The organism is Planococcus sp. TJ-307 (assembly GCF_058268435.1).
This window is the reverse complement of the sequence record NZ_JBZDOJ010000002.1, coordinates 24,307-39,294: the sequence shown is the minus strand read 5'-3', so window position 1 is coordinate 39,294 and position 14,988 is coordinate 24,307. Positions and strand designations below refer to the sequence as shown.

The 14,988-nt window shown below is 44.9% G+C and carries 13 protein-coding genes; all 13 read right to left on the bottom strand.

What is annotated here, in order from left to right; genetic code table 11:
• Window positions 1-97: 97 nt before the first annotated feature.
• The 13 genes from AC4EHK_RS06355 to rnpM all read right to left on the bottom strand — a co-directional run bounded on the left by AC4EHK_RS06355 (window position 98) and on the right by rnpM (window position 14,969).
• Complete coding sequence (locus AC4EHK_RS06355) at window positions 98-2,446, bottom strand: FtsK/SpoIIIE family DNA translocase (RefSeq protein WP_490977964.1); 2,349 nt, start codon at window positions 2,444-2,446, stop codon at window positions 98-100.
• Between the two features lie 79 nt (window positions 2,447-2,525).
• Entirely contained in the window at window positions 2,526-4,193 is a 1,668-nt protein-coding gene (locus AC4EHK_RS06350) for a ribonuclease J (protein ID WP_490977963.1), read from the bottom strand.
• Window positions 4,194-4,321: 128 nt separating this feature from the next.
• Window positions 4,322-5,359, bottom strand: a complete 1,038-nt coding sequence (locus AC4EHK_RS06345; protein ID WP_490978933.1) for an aspartate-semialdehyde dehydrogenase — start codon at window positions 5,357-5,359, stop codon at window positions 4,322-4,324.
• 79 nt (window positions 5,360-5,438) lie between these two features.
• Window positions 5,439-6,665 carry a M16 family metallopeptidase gene (locus AC4EHK_RS06340; RefSeq protein WP_490977962.1) on the bottom strand — a complete coding sequence of 409 codons (1,227 nt, stop codon included), beginning with the start codon at window positions 6,663-6,665 and terminating at the stop codon, window positions 5,439-5,441.
• Window positions 6,666-6,724: 59 nt separating this feature from the next.
• Window positions 6,725-8,842 carry a polyribonucleotide nucleotidyltransferase gene (pnp, locus tag AC4EHK_RS06335; protein WP_490977961.1) on the bottom strand — a complete coding sequence of 706 codons (2,118 nt, stop codon included), beginning with the start codon at window positions 8,840-8,842 and terminating at the stop codon, window positions 6,725-6,727.
• A 150-nt stretch (window positions 8,843-8,992) separates the two neighbouring features.
• Window positions 8,993-9,262 (bottom strand): 30S ribosomal protein S15, encoded by a 270-nt coding sequence (gene rpsO, locus AC4EHK_RS06330; protein WP_142826542.1) that lies wholly within the window; start codon window positions 9,260-9,262, stop codon window positions 8,993-8,995.
• 135 nt (window positions 9,263-9,397) lie between these two features.
• The gene (gene ribF / locus AC4EHK_RS06325; protein ID WP_490977960.1) at window positions 9,398-10,348 is read right to left on the bottom strand and encodes a riboflavin biosynthesis protein RibF; all 951 of its coding nucleotides are present in this window, start codon (window positions 10,346-10,348) and stop codon (window positions 9,398-9,400) included.
• 4 nt (window positions 10,349-10,352) lie between these two features.
• On the bottom strand, window positions 10,353-11,282 hold the full coding sequence (gene truB, locus AC4EHK_RS06320) for a tRNA pseudouridine(55) synthase TruB (RefSeq protein WP_490977959.1): 930 nt from the start codon (window positions 11,280-11,282) through the stop codon (window positions 10,353-10,355).
• Between the two features lie 67 nt (window positions 11,283-11,349).
• Window positions 11,350-11,700 (bottom strand): 30S ribosome-binding factor RbfA, encoded by a 351-nt coding sequence (gene rbfA, locus AC4EHK_RS06315; RefSeq protein ID WP_142826545.1) that lies wholly within the window; start codon window positions 11,698-11,700, stop codon window positions 11,350-11,352.
• A gap of 18 nt (window positions 11,701-11,718) precedes the next feature.
• Window positions 11,719-11,997 carry a DUF503 domain-containing protein gene (locus AC4EHK_RS06310; protein ID WP_142826546.1) on the bottom strand — a complete coding sequence of 93 codons (279 nt, stop codon included), beginning with the start codon at window positions 11,995-11,997 and terminating at the stop codon, window positions 11,719-11,721.
• Complete coding sequence (gene infB / locus AC4EHK_RS06305; protein ID WP_490977958.1) at window positions 11,994-14,369, bottom strand: translation initiation factor IF-2; 2,376 nt, start codon at window positions 14,367-14,369, stop codon at window positions 11,994-11,996. The genes AC4EHK_RS06310 and infB overlap by 4 nt, the downstream gene beginning before the upstream one ends.
• The gene (locus AC4EHK_RS06300; RefSeq protein ID WP_142826548.1) at window positions 14,347-14,691 is read right to left on the bottom strand and encodes a YlxQ family RNA-binding protein; all 345 of its coding nucleotides are present in this window, start codon (window positions 14,689-14,691) and stop codon (window positions 14,347-14,349) included. The genes infB and AC4EHK_RS06300 overlap by 23 nt, the downstream gene beginning before the upstream one ends.
• The gene (gene rnpM / locus AC4EHK_RS06295) at window positions 14,691-14,969 is read right to left on the bottom strand and encodes an RNase P modulator RnpM (RefSeq protein WP_490977957.1); all 279 of its coding nucleotides are present in this window, start codon (window positions 14,967-14,969) and stop codon (window positions 14,691-14,693) included. Before rnpM ends, AC4EHK_RS06300 begins: the two co-directional genes overlap by 1 nt.
• Window positions 14,970-14,988: the final 19 nt, after the last annotated feature.

The following is a 14,988-nucleotide window of genomic DNA, read 5'->3' as shown; positions in this document are numbered from 1 at the left end:
AGAAATGAAATAAATAGTAATTTGTCGAATTTAGCGAATTTTCGCTTTGACATCTTAAAAACGTTTAATTACTTTGTCATAAAGAATCTCCAAAAGTTCAGTATTCTTCCTGCTTTGGAACTAATACGGTCCGTGGCTTACTGCCTTCATAAGGCCCAACGACTCCTCGCTGCTCCATTTGATCAATAATCCGGGCAGCGCGCGAATAGCCAACACGGAACCTGCGCTGCAGCATGGAAACGGATGCTGTCTGCATTTCGGTGACAAGCTGTACAGCTTCATCGTAGATTTCATCTGTTTCTTCATCAATTTTTGACTCATCAATTTCAGTCGGAATCATGTCTTCTTGGTATTGTGCTTTTTGCTGTTCAATAACAAAATCGACAATTTTTTCGACTTCCGAATCGGATAGGAACGCGCCTTGGACACGAACCGGTTTTGATTGGCCAGCTCCGAGGAACAACATATCTCCACGGCCCAGCAATTTTTCGGCACCGCCCATATCCAGGATTGTCCGCGAATCAATAGAGGATGAAACGGCAAAGGCGATACGGGATGGAATGTTTGCTTTGATAACACCTGTGATGACGTTGACACTTGGACGCTGTGTGGCGATGATCAAGTGGATGCCTGCTGCACGCGCCATTTGAGCCAAACGCGTGATGGCATCTTCCACTTCGTTTGAAGCCACCATCATCAAATCCGCCAACTCATCGACAATGACTACGATAAATGGCAATTTGGGATGCTTGTCTTCATTTTCTTCGTTGAAAATACGAACGTACTCGTTATAGCCTTCGATATTGCGCGTACCGGTATGCGAAAAGAGTTCGTATCTTCTTTCCATTTCTGAAACGATTTTTTTCAATGCTTGTGCCGCTTTGCGCGGATCTGTTACAACCGGTGCCAATAGATGCGGAATGCCGTTGTAGACGTTCAGTTCCACCATTTTTGGATCAATCATCATCATTTTCACTTCATGCGGTTTTGCGCGCATGATAATGCTCGTGATAATGCCATTGATGCACACCGATTTTCCGCTTCCAGTGGAACCAGCAACCAGTAAATGCGGCATTTTGTTTAACTCTGTCATTACCGCTTGGCCAGTCACGTCTCGGCCTAGAGCAAATAACAGCTTAGCATCCGGACGATTGTTTTCTTCCGATTCCAGCACTTCGCGCAGACTGACGATTGATACTTCCGAGTTTGGCACTTCGATGCCAATAGCAGATTTCCCAGGAATCGGCGCTTCGATACGGATATCGCGAGCCGCTAATGCCAATGCCAAATCGTCGTGCAAGCTGACAATTTTGCTTACTTTCACACCGGTGTCCGGCAATACTTCGTATTTGGTGACCGCTGGACCCAGATGGACTTGGGTCACTTTAGCACGAACACCAAAGCTTTGGAACGTTTTTTCAAGTTTTTTAGCATTTTTCTGGATGCCGGAATACTCGCCGCTTTGATCATGATGCGGCGGCAAGGTCAATAGGCTGAGCGGCGGCAGCTGGTATTCTTCATTTTCCAGCTCTTCTGCAGTCGACAGCAATTGGATTTCTCCAGTTTCTGGTTCTATGGTTGCTTCTGGCGCAGGTGCTGGCGGAGTTTCCGTTTGTTTGGGTTTAACGTTTTCAGTAAATGCTGAAATGATCGGTTCTTCCTGCTTCGGACGGTACAAGAGGTCTTCTTCCTCTTCTTCTTCCTCATAAGCTAAAGATTCGTTAATTTCCAACACTTGCTCCGGCTCCGACTTTTTGCGGGGAGCCCTTAATTTCTTCGGCTTGTCCCGCTGGAAGCGACTTACGAACGCATCAATTGCTGGGCGGGCACTTGGAATCTTTTCAGCAATAAAAGGTGCAGCTGCTTTTCCTGTTAAAATAATTGCGCCAATCGATAGCAGGATGATCGCCACCACCCACGTGCCTGCAGTATCAAACAGCACATGCAACATTGCGTATAACAAAGCACCGATGATTCCGCCTCCAGTAGCCAAATAACTGTTCCAAATCGTTCCAGTCATTTGTGTATTGCGGATGGTTTCGGACACAACATTGCCTGATGTAATTGGCAATATAGTGCCTGCAGCCCAGATTAGGTGACAAATCAGCAGAATGCTAATCAGAACAAATGCCGATCCTACTGCTATTTTCACCCTTGGCTTCGGCCATGAGCGCTTAACCATTACGTAGACAGCGACGTAAACAAGTGCCACCGGAATAAGGAAAGCCATATAGCCCGCCATAAATTCCGCCATGTTGAAGAACATTTTGCCGATTACTCCTAATTGGAACACCATCAATACGGATATTCCCAGCAGCACCAAGCCGATCATTTCATAAGCGATCATTGGCATCGGCTGCCGTTTTTTGTTTCTTGGCTTTGCTTTTGGTTTAGCTTTCGGTCTAGTTTTGGGTTTTGCTTTTGTGGTTGTTCGAGCCCTGGTCATCGCTATTCCTCATTTCCTCCATAATCGAAAAAGGATTTCCTCCGAATGACTCGGTATGGAAATCCTTTTTCTTTTTCTCTTAGTATTCCATAATAATCGGGATAATCATTGGACGGCGTTTTGTCTGCTGGAACAGGTATGAATTCAATGTATCGCGAATTTCCTGTTTGATGTTATTCCACTCAAACGCGTCTCTTGTAACGTATTTTTCAACGACTTTGCGGACAAGTCTTGTCGATTCGTCCATCAGCTCTTCTGATTCACGGACATAGACAAAACCGCGTGAAATCATTTCCGGACCGGAAGCAATTTTCTTCTCTTTGCGGTTTAATGTTACCACAACGATAAAAATTCCGTCTTGTGACAGCAATTTGCGGTCACGCAGAACGATATTTCCGACATCACCGATGCCAATGCCATCAATCAATACATTGCCAGCAGGAACACGGCCGCTCATGCGCACTTTGCCGCCTTTGTATTCCACGATATCGCCTTTATCGGCTATAAAGATTTCAGACTTGTGCAGTCCTACTTGCTGTGCCAATTTAGAGTGGGCAATCAGCATTTTGTATTCACCCTGGATGGGAATGAAATACTTGGGTTTCATCATATTCAACATCATTTTTAAGTCTTCCTGGCTGCCGTGTCCAGATACGTGGACTTTTTTGCTGGCAGTCAAAACGTTTGCACCGGCTTTTGCCAGTTTGTTCATTGTTTGGAACATAGGAACTTCCATACCGGGTGATGGTGTGAATGTAATTAATATGGTATCAGTTTCTTTAATTTTAACATCTTTGTGCTGTTTGCGGACCATTTTGTCCAATGCTTCCAGCGGCTCTCCCTGGTTGCCGGTGACGATAATAACCACTTCGTCATCGCGGTAGTTTTCCAGGTCTTTCAAGGAAATGACAGTATCTTCATGGACCGTCAAATAACCAAGACGCAAGCCCACTTCGTAGCTGCTTTCCAAGCTTCTGCCTGCTACAGCAACTTTTTTGCCCGTCGCTGCTGCAATATCAAATACTTGCTGGATGCGGATAAAGTTTGATGAATACAGCGATACTAGTACCCGGCCTTCTGCAGCGAGAAATGCTGACAAAATATGATCAGCAACGACAATTTCAGAAGTCGTGTAGCCAGGGCGTTCCGCTTCAGTGGAGTCCGACAACAACATAAGAACGCCGTCTTCCCCTAATTTCGCCATTTTGGCAATATCCGGTCGGTAGCTGCCTTTAGCTGATTGATCGAATTTAAATTCGCCCGTGTGCACAATGGCGCCTTCTGATGTGTGGAAGACAATGCCAAGTGCGTCAGGAATGCTGTGTGTCGTATGGAAAAACGTCACATGCGTTTTATCAAAATTCATGCGGCTTTTGTTGGTTACTTCAAAAAACTTCACGTGTTTTAAAGAGCCTTGCTCTTTAATATGTTCTTTGGCTAATGCAATGGTCAATTTCGATCCATAAACCGGAGCCTGGATTTTCTTCAGCAAATAAGCGATAGAACCGATTGCGTCCTCATGGCCATGCGTCAAGAAAACGCCTTTAACGCGGTCTTTGTTTTCTTCCAAAAAAGTCATGTCGGGAATGACGATGTCAACGCCCAGCATTTCATCTTCCGGGAACATCAATCCGCTGTCCACAACAAACAAATCTTCATCAATTTCAATTACGTACATGGCTTTGCCGATTTCGCCGACGCCGCCCAAAGGGATAACTCGTATTACTTCATTTTTAATTTTACTCAATTTATTTCCTCCTAAAATTCACCCGTACACATCCATAAACTTCATTATACGGGAATCCCCTGAAACAGTCCAAAGAAAAAAATAAACCGGCGCAATGGCCGGTTTCGTGAAACGATTGCTGTTGTGATTTAAATGATGTTTTCTTCGATTAACGCTTCTGCAATTTGCACCGAATTCAAAGCGGCCCCTTTGACCAAGTTGTCTGAAACCACCCAAAGATGGAAGCCGTTCGGGTTGTCCAAATCCTGGCGAATGCGTCCGACAAATACCTCGTCCAGCCCTGCAGCCATCAATGGCATTGGGTACACTTGGTTTGATGGATCGTCCATCAATTCAACGCCTGGTGCATCGACCATTGCCTGTTTGATCTGTTCAACAGTTGCTGCGCCTTTAAGCTCAACATATACCGATTCTGAATGCCCTGTAACTACCGGCAGCCGCACACATGTAGCTGCGACAGCCAAGGAATCGTCATGCATGATTTTCTTGGTTTCATTGATCATTTTCATTTCTTCAAATGTGTAGCCGTTGTCAGTAAACTGATCGATTTGCGGAATGGCATTAAATGCAATCGGGTAATGATGCTCAGCCGATTTAACCGGCAGCATATTTGCTTGCGCCGTTTTGGCGTTGTCAAAATCAGCCGATTGGGCTCTCAGCTCATTAATGGCGTCAATGCCCGCTCCTGAAACGGCTTGATAAGTAGAAACGACAATTTTGGTCATGCCAAACTGTTCTTTCAAGGGCTGCAAGGCACAAACCATCTGAATGGTCGAACAGTTTGGATTGGCGATAATGCCTTTATGTAGAGAGAGATCACTTTTGTTCACTTCAGGCACGACAAGCGGCACTTCTTTGTCCATCCGGAAAGCGCTGGTGTTGTCGATAACAATTGCTCCGCGTTTAACAGCTTCTGGTGCAAACTTCTCTGACACGCTGCCGCCAGCGCTGAACAGCGCAATGTCAATGCCTTCAAAGGATTCCGGCTTTGCTTCCTGTACTGTATGTGTATGGCCTTTAAAGCTGATTTCTTTTCCAGCTGAACGGCTCGAAGACAAGAAAACTATATCTTTTACCGGAAAATTTCTTTTTTCCAATTGTTCTTTCATTTGCTGGCCCACTGCTCCGGTGGCACCCATAATCGCTACGTTATATGTTTTCACAATATTCGCTCCTTCAATGATGATTTGAATTATTGTAACATAATTTAGTCTGCTAGAGAAACGAAATCACAAAAAAGCTCCCTTAAACTAAGAGAGCTTCTTTTGGACGTATAATGGAAATGGCAGGAGAGTTTACCAGGATATCCAGCAAAGATAAAACTTTTTCAAGTGACACAAGATCAATCTGCTCAAGCACTTCTTCGTATGTTTGGTGCTTGCCTAACAGCAATTCATGTCTGCCATTTCGGCTCATGCGGGCACTGGTGCTTTCGAGCCCCAGCATCAAACTGCCTTTCAGCTGTTCTTTCGAGTCAGTGATTTCTTGCTGTGTAATCCCGCCATTTTTCAATTCTTTCAGCAAACTCAAGATTACTTGCTGCATTTCAGCCATTTGCTCATCTGAAGTGCCTCCGTATATCGCCAAAGTTCCATGATCGGAATAAGCCGAATGATAAGAGAAGATTGAATAAGCCAATCCACGCTGTTCTCGAATCTCCTGAAACAGCCTGGAAGACATCGAGCCGCCGATAATATTGTTTAACACAGTAATGTTGTATATATCGGGATCGCTTAACGATAATCCTGGAAATCCAAGGCACAGATGGCCTTGTTCCGTCTCTTTGTTTTTCAACGAATAGCCAGGTGTAAAAACAGGCAACTCGTATTTTTTAGGATCTTCTTTCCTTTCAAAAGCACCGAATAACCTTTCAATCGTCTCCAGCAAAGCAGGTGTAATATTGCCTGCTACCGAAACAACGGTATTAGCCGGTGTGTAATGCCGATCCATGTAATCGCGAATTTTCTCTGGCGTGAAGGTGGCCAGTGTTTCAGCAGTTCCAAGTATCGGAGCACCGATTGAATTTTGCGGATACATGACGCGCCATAGCTGCTCGTGTACGTCGTCATCCGGCATATCTTCGGTCATGCTGATTTCCTCAAGAATTACTTGACGTTCCTTATCGAACTCCACAGGGTCCATTTGCGAATGAAACAGCATATCCGCCAATACAGACACGGCATGTTCAGCGTGGTGGTCCAGCACCTTGGCGTAGTAGCAGGTGTATTCTTTTGACGTATAGGCATTGATGTCCCCGCCAATGCGGTCAAATTCCCGGGCAATTTCTTTTGCTGTGCGCAGATCTGTTCCTTTGAACAGCATATGTTCGATAAAATGCGTAATGCCGTTTTCTTCCGGCAGTTCATCGCGGGAGCCGTTGTTGACAAAAACTCCTACCGCTACCGAATGAAAATGGGGAATATGTTCAGAAACGATGCGCAATCCATTTTTGCAAGTCTTTGTAGTCACCATGTGCATGTTCCTCCTCATAGTAAAAAATTGCCGACAAAGTCGGCAATTTGAATGGTTGATTATTCTTGGTTTTGTTTTTCTGCTGATTCTTTTTGTTCTTTTAATACAATCTTACGTGATAAGTTTACACGTCCCTGGCGGTCAATTTCAATTACTTTGACTTGAAGAACTTGATCCATTTTCAGAACATCTTCCACTTCTTTTGTCCGTTCTTCTTGGATTTCAGAAATGTGGAGGAGGCCATCTTTGCCCGGGAACAATTCTACGAATGCACCAAACTTCTCAATTCGTTTTACTTTGCCTTCGTAGTATTCGCCGACTTTTGCTTCACGCACGATGTTTTCAATCATCGCTTTCGCTTTCGCATTCATTTCTTCGTCAACCGAGGAAATGAAGATGGTGCCGTCTTGTTCTGTATCAATCTTAACGCCTGTTTCATCAATGATTTTGTTGATCACTTTACCGCCAGGTCCGATAACGTCGCGGATCTTGTCAGGGTTGATCTTCACCATGATGATTTTAGGTGCGAACTTAGAAAGAGTGGTTCTTGGTTCAGCAATCGTTGCCAACATCGATTCCAGAATGTGGATACGGCCGATTTGAGCCTGAGCCAATGCTTCTTCCAAAATTTCACGAGAAAGACCATCGATCTTAATGTCCATTTGAAGAGCCGTAATGCCTTTAGCAGTACCCGCCACTTTAAAGTCCATGTCGCCAAGGTAATCTTCCATGCCTTGGATATCAGACAACACGGTATAGTTATCGCCTTTTTTAACTAGACCCATCGCGATACCTGCTACTGGAGCTGACAATGGAACACCAGCATCCATCATAGCAAGCGTTGACGCACAGATGCTTGCCTGTGAAGTGGAACCATTTGATTCCAATACTTCTGCTACTAGACGGATCGTGTATGGGAAATCTTTTTCGTTTGGAATGACCGCTTCAAGCGCACGTTCTCCAAGTGCCCCGTGTCCAATTTCGCGGCGGCCAGGTCCACGAAGGAATCCGGTTTCACCGACTGAGAACAATGGGAAGTTGTAATGATGCATAAAGCGTTTGGTATCTTCAATGCCAAGGCCATCGATGATTTGAACATCACCTAAAGCGCCTAGCGTACAAATGCTCATTGCCTGTGTTTGTCCACGTGTGAACAAGCCAGAACCGTGTGTACGGTTTAAAATACCGACTTCAGAAGACAATGGACGGATTTCAGAAGGTCCACGGCCATCCGGACGGATTTTTTCGTCCGTAATCAAACGGCGAACTTCATCTTTGACCATTTTATCAAGAATTTGGCCAGCTTGTTTTTTCACTGCATCGTCCGATTCTTCATATGATGCCATTGCGCGGGCTTTAACTTCATCAATCGCTTCATTGCGCGCTTGTTTTTCATTGATTTGGACAGCCGCATTCAAATCTGCTTCTACCGCTTCTTTAAGTGAGCTTGTCAATTCTGCATCCAATTCATAAAGCTGGATGTCGGTTTTGTCTTTGCCGACTTCTGCAGCAATTTGTTCTTGGAATGCAATCAATTTCTTGATTTCTTCGTGCCCGAACATAATCGCTTCCAAAATGATTTCTTCAGAAACTTCTTTCGCTCCTGCTTCTACCATATTGATGGCCTCTTTTGTACCGGCAACCGTCAAGTTGATCGAACTCTTATCAAGTTGGTCATTTGTTGGGTTGATGATGTATTGTCCATCGATCAAGCCAACGATTACTCCAGCAATTGGACCGCCGAATGGAATATCAGAAATCATCAAGGCCAATGAAGAACCGAACATGGCAGCCATTTCTGATGGGCAATCCTGATCAACTGACATAACCATTGAAATAACTTGTACTTCATTACGGAAGCCATCCGGGAATAATGGACGGATTGGACGGTCAATCAAGCGGCTTGTTAACGTCGCTTTTTCAGAAGGACGTCCTTCACGTTTGATGAATCCGCCTGGAATTTTGCCGACAGCGTAAAGACGCTCTTCGTAGTTAACTGTCAGTGGAAAGAAGTCCAGTGGTTTCGGAGTTTTTGAAGCGGTTGCAGTGGAAAGAACTGCTGTATCGCCATAACGGATCAATGCTGCTCCGTTTGCTTGTTTTGCCAATTGGCCGACCTCAACCTGTAATTCACGGCCTGCCCAATCTAATGTGTAAACTTTTTTTGTTTGCTCCATACTATCGAGCTCCTCTCTATTACCTTGTTTCTTTATATTATATGTATCCATTAGTAGTGTATCAAAAATGCATCCCGTGTGCGATGCGCTAGATTAAAATTTTATCCATAAAGAAAAAGCGGGACGAATCCCGCTTTTTTCTGTTTGCTATTAACGGCGTAGGCCAAGTCTTGCGATTAACTCACGGTAGCGAGCTACTTCGTTTTCACGTAAGTATTTTAGCAAGTTACGACGGCGTCCAACCATTTTGAATAGACCACGACGTGAGTGATGATCTTTTTTGTGAGTACGTAAGTGCTCATTCAAATTGTTGATGTCTTCTGTAAGAATGGCGATTTGAATTTCTGCAGACCCAGTATCAGTGTCATGCACTTTGTATTCATTGATCAATTCATTTTTACGTTCTTGTGTGATTGCCATACTGTTTCCACCTCCTAATATCTGATATCCCCAATTACCGAGCAAACGTTGGTGATTCGATTTGCCAAGCAACGGTTTGTACATTCAGTACTCATAAATAATAGCACAAGGATTTTTCAAAATCAACTGCGCCGGTTAATTAATACCCGCAAAAAAACGTTCGGCAGTTTCTTTGTCGCGCTGAATCTGTGTCTTTAACTCATCGATGCCCGAAAACTTCTGCTCATCGCGAATTCGTTCATGCCACTCCACTTCTACCATTTCACCGTAGATCGACTTGTCAAAATCGAGAATGTGGACTTCGATCACTTGTTTTTTGACGTCTGGATTATTGAAAGTCGGTTTGTAGCCAATGTTGCAAACACCGTTATGGTATTGATCCTGCACGCGAATTCTGACAGCATAGACGCCGCGGCTTGGCACAATGGCACCAAGCTCAGGCTCCACATTAGCTGTCGGAAACCCAATCGTACGGCCGCGTTTGTCGCCATTAACGACGGTGCCAATTACACGGAATGGGCGGCCCAGCAAATAGCAGACTTGTTCGACTGCACCTTGCTTCAATAATTCACGGATGCGCGTTGAGCTGATTTTCTCATCTCCTGCTTCTTGCTTGTCAATGACTGTAACCTTATAAAAACCTTCTCCCACTCGTTTCATCAATGCCATGTCGCCTTTGCCTTTGCTGCCAAACGAAAAATCAAATCCAGCTGTGACATGTTTCACACCAAGACCTTTAACAAATATGTCGACAAATTCTTCCGGTGACAGTTTGGCAAATTCGGATGTAAAACGGACGATAAAGCAATAATCCACGCCCATCTCTTCCAGTATCTCCATTTTTTGCTGCATGGGTGTGATGTAAAAAACTTCTTCTTTGCGCCCGCCAAGCACGAGAGACGGGTGCGGATCAAAGGTCATGACTGCAGACTTGATGCCTTGTCGTTTGGCCTGTTCCATTGCTTCACCTATCACATGCTGATGTCCTTTATGTACGCCATCAAAAAAGCCGAGTGCCAGTGATAACGGGCCAGTCTTACTAGTGGGTTTTACATGAATGGGATAACTCAAATGAATAATTTCCATATTGCTACACCTCGTCTGTTGTCGGAAAACCGAACATTTTTTCAGGTTTCATTTTGTCCGCTTTTTCAGGGTGATTTTTATACAGCGCCACAGGGTGTCCCTGGTACGTCAATACAACAAATCCCATTTGATCAAGTATGGCATGGCGTGCCAATACTTGGCCATTTTTCACAGCAAAAACCTGTTTTGGTTCAATTTCCATGAATGGAAATGCACTTAAACCGTAGCTGAGCGGTTTCAAAATATCACCAATATGTCCATTTTGGGCAAGTTCGGCCACTTCGGCAAGCGTAACGCAATCAGTTCGGTCAAATTTACCAGATTCCGTCCTTGTCAGCCTCGACATGTGCGCAGGATAGCCTAACGCTTCGCCAATTTGTACAGCCAGCGTCCGGATATACGTTCCTTTTCCACAGCGAATGCGGATATTAAATTTAACTTTCTGCCCGGTCCATTGCCGGTCACTGTCCAGCAACTCAATCGAGTCAATCCGGACAGTGCGCTCTGGACGTTCAACAGCAATTCCTTGGCGCGCATATTCGTAAAGTTTTTTGCCATTCACTTTCACGGCCGAATACATCGGCGGAATTTGTTTAATGTGGCCAGTCAGCCCTGCCAGTACATCTTCCACTTGCTCGCGTGTAATATTTTTTTCAGAAGCATCCGTGTCCACGGTTTCGCCAGTCGCATCTTCCGTTTCAGTCGAATAGCCAATAGTCACTTCCGCTTCATACGTCTTGCCCTGATCGGTGATGTATTCTGCCACTTTTGTGGTATTGCCGATACAGATTGGCAGCACGCCATCCACTTCAGGATCCAATGTCCCGGTGTGTCCGACTTTTTTTGTCTGCAGAATTTTTCTGAGTTTAAATACACAATCATGGGAGGTCATCCCTTTTTCTTTCCATAATGGAAGTATTCCATTTAACGCCATAATCCCTAGCTCCTTTGCTTGATGCAAAAAAAAGCCTGCTATCTGGAATAGACAGCAGGCTTTGATTTCAATCTTCTTTTGGTTCTTGAATGTCACGCAATAGCGAATCAATTCGATTGCCGTATGCAACGGATGAATCGATTTCAAAAGACAGTTCAGGAGTTTTGCGAAGACGGATTCGCTGTCCAATTTCTGAACGGATAAATCCTTTTGACTTCGTTAACCCAAGCAATGTCTGCTCTTTTGCGTGGTCTTCGCCTAACACGCTGATGTATACAGTTGCCTGCTGGAGATCTCCTGTAACTTCAACATCTGTTACAGTGACAAATCCGATACGTGGATCTTTCAGTTTTCGGCTGATGATATCGCTAAGCTCTTTTTTCATCTGCTCAGCTACACGATTCGCGCGCATTGTCATTGCTAATCCACCTCGTTCTTACAAATATTCTTTTTCAATCTCCAAGCATTCCCAAGCAGGATTGCTTTCCAGATAGTAGAGAACCTGCGCCATTTCTTTATCTGCCACCTCTTTTGAGGATGACACAATCACAAAGGCAATACGCGTTCGCTGCCAGACATTCTGGTGGTCAATCTCTGCTGCGGAAACGTTGAATTTCTGTCTGCTGCGGGTCAGCATGCTTTTCACCACTGCCCGCTTATCTTTTAACGAATGGGCCGTTGGAATGAAAAATTCGCATTCCATGTACAGGATCATTTGCGTTCGATTTCTTCCATAACGTACGCTTCGATGATGTCTAATTCTTTCACATCGTTGAAGTTTTTGATGGTAATCCCGCATTCGTAGCCTTTTGCCACTTCTTTCGCATCGTCTTTAAAGCGTTTCAATGTGTCAATCTCACCTTCGAATACGACAATACCTTCACGAATGACACGGACGCCGCTGTCTCTTGTGATTTTGCCTTCTGTTACATAGCTTCCGGCAATTGTTCCGACTTTAGAAACTTTAAACGTGCTGCGGATTTCTGCTTGGCCGATAATTTTTTCTTCAAATTCCGGATCAAGCAATCCTTTCATCGCGAATTCAATTTCTTCAATCACTTTGTAGATGATGCGGTGCAAACGAATGTCTACGCCTTCTGCATCCGCAGCGCGCTTCGCGTTCGCATCAGGACGAACGTTGAAACCGATAACGATGGCATTTGAAGCTGCAGCCAATGAAATATCAGATTCTGTAATGGCACCAGCGCCTGTGTGGATAATCTTCACATTAACGCCTTCAACATCGATTTTCAGAAGAGATGCAGCCATTGCTTCAACTGCTCCTTGTACGTCAGCTTTGACGATCAAGTTCAATTCTTTCATTTCGCCTTGCTTCAACTGATCAAACAAGTTATCAAGTGTTACCCGTGTTTTTTCAGAACGCTGAACTTGAAGCGCTGAAGTCGCACGCGTTTCTCCCACTTGACGAGCTGTTTTTTCATCTTCAAAGACAACAAAGCGGTCTCCTGCTTGAGGTACATCATTCAAACCAGTGATTTCAACCGGTGTTGACGGGCCAGCCTCTTTTACGCGGCGGCCAAGGTCAGATACCATCGCACGAACGCGGCCAAAAGTATTGCCGACAACGATTGGATCTCCAACTTTTAATGTTCCATCTTGCACAAGAAGTGTTGCTACAGAACCGCGGCCTTTATCCAGCTCAGCTTCAATAACAGTACCAATCGCACGGCGTGCAGGGTTGGCTTTTAATTCGCCGACCTCTGATACCAACAAGATCATTTCAAGCAACGAATCAATGCCGTCACCTTTTAAAGCAGAAATCGGTACGAAAATCGTATCGCCGCCCCAAGCTTCAGGAACCAATCCATGATCCGTCAATTCTTGCATTACACGGTCAGGGTTTGCACTAGGCTTATCCATTTTGTTGACCGCAATGATAATTGGAACTTCTGCTGCTTTGGCATGGTTGATTGCTTCCACTGTTTGTGGCATAACGCCGTCATCAGCTGCAACAACAATAATGGCAAGATCCGTTACTTTTGCGCCACGAGCACGCATCGTTGTGAACGCTGCGTGGCCTGGTGTATCAAGGAACGTAATTTTTTTGCCATTGTCGACCACTTGATAAGCACCGATATGCTGTGTGATGCCGCCTGCTTCTCCCGCTGTCACTTTCGTGTTGCGGATCGAATCAAGCAAAGTCGTTTTACCGTGGTCAACGTGGCCCATGATGGTAACAACTGGCGGACGTTCTTGGTTAAGGCTTTCGTCTTCTGGTTCAAAGTAAACTTCAAGATCGGTTTTATCCACCAGGATCTCTTCTTCTACTTCAACCTCATACTCAGCACAGATCAATTCGATTGCATCTTTATCCAACTCTTGGTTAATGGTCGCCATTACACCAAGCATGAATAATTTTTTAATGATTTCAGACGGCTCGCGCCCTAATTTTTTCGCCAGCTCAGCAACCGTTAATGATTCACTGAATGTAATTTTAGCTGGTAATTCTTTTTCTTTTTTAGGCATTGGCGGCAACAGATTTACCGGTTGCTGCTGCTTTCCTTTGCGGTTGCGGTTTTGGAAGCCGTTGCGGTTTCCGCCACCTGGACGTCCTGAAGAACGTTGGCCTGGACCTGCCGTAGGTTTAGCCGCTTTAGGTGTAAAATTTGATCCTGTTTTTGCAGGTGCAGTTGGTCGTTGGCCATTTCCTTGTGAACGGGATTGCCCTTGACTCGGTGCTGCTGGACGGGATTGGCTTTGTCCGGATGGACGCGACTGGCCGCCCTGAGATGGACGGGATTGCCCTTGGTTTGATGGACGTTGCCCTTGGCCAGAAGGACGGGACTGCCCACCTTGAGACGGACGGGATTGCCCTTGACTTGATGGACGCGATTGCCCACCTTGTGTTGGACGCGATTGGCCCTGGCTCGCTGGACGTGATTGCGCTGGTGGGCGCTGTCCTGCTGACGCATTTTTGTAAATGCTGTCTAATTTCGATACAGCATTGTCTTCCAATGTCGCCATATGGTTTTGTACGGTAATGTTATGTTTAGACAACTCATTAATAATCTCTTTGCTTGGCTTGTCTACCTTCTTAGCGTATTCATGTACTCGAATTTTGGTCATCTGCTCGCCCCCGATTAATTTCTTCGAATAAGCTGGTTATTTTTTTTGCAAAACCTTTATCGGTAATTGCAATCACTACCCGCTCTTCTTTGCCTATCGCATGTCCCAACTCGAAACGGGATGCAAAAACATGAACATCCACTCCATACGATTTGCATTTGTCGTGCAATTTTTTACTGGTGTTGTCTGAAGCATCTTCTGAGACAATAACTAATTTCGCTTTGCCTTTTCGGACTTCGTTCACGGTCATTTCTTCGCCGGAAATGGTCATTCTTGCACGTGTCGCCAACCCCAGCAATTGAAGAATTTTTTGTTTGGTCATTATTTCAACTGCTCTCTAAGAACGACGCGAATTAACTCATCATAAATTTCGTCTGGAACTTTGACTTCCAATTGCTTGTCCAGCACTTTCTTTTTACGGGCAGCCGCGATGGCATCTTCCGTTTTCGAAACGTATGCGCCGCGCCCTGACTTCTTGCCCGTCAAATCAACGGACACTTCGCCTTCTTTCGAGCGGACAACACGGATCATTTCTTTTTTAGGATACATCTCGCCTGTAGCCACACATTTCCGTAATGGAATTTTCTTTTGCAGAGCCAACGGACATCACCTTTTCTAC

Coding starts and splice junctions, on each gene's coding strand:
- AC4EHK_RS06340 (WP_490977962.1), bottom strand. CDS start 6,665: ATGGTGACTACAAAGACTTGCAAAAATGGATTGCGCATCGTTTCTGAA.
- AC4EHK_RS06300 (WP_142826548.1), bottom strand. CDS start 14,691: ATGACCAAACAAAAAATTCTTCAATTGCTGGGGTTGGCGACACGTGCA.
- AC4EHK_RS06310 (WP_142826546.1), bottom strand. CDS start 11,997: ATGATCCTGTACATGGAATGCGAATTTTTCATTCCAACGGCCCATTCG.
- rbfA (WP_142826545.1), bottom strand. CDS start 11,700: ATGACAATGCGCGCGAATCGTGTAGCTGAGCAGATGAAAAAAGAGCTT.
- truB (WP_490977959.1), bottom strand. CDS start 11,282: ATGGCGTTAAATGGAATACTTCCATTATGGAAAGAAAAAGGGATGACC.
- infB (WP_490977958.1), bottom strand. CDS start 14,369: ATGACCAAAATTCGAGTACATGAATACGCTAAGAAGGTAGACAAGCCA.
- AC4EHK_RS06355 (WP_490977964.1), bottom strand. CDS start 2,446: ATGACCAGGGCTCGAACAACCACAAAAGCAAAACCCAAAACTAGACCG.
- pnp (WP_490977961.1), bottom strand. CDS start 8,842: ATGGAGCAAACAAAAAAAGTTTACACATTAGATTGGGCAGGCCGTGAA.
- rpsO (WP_142826542.1), bottom strand. CDS start 9,262: ATGGCAATCACACAAGAACGTAAAAATGAATTGATCAATGAATACAAA.
- ribF (WP_490977960.1), bottom strand. CDS start 10,348: ATGGAAATTATTCATTTGAGTTATCCCATTCATGTAAAACCCACTAGT.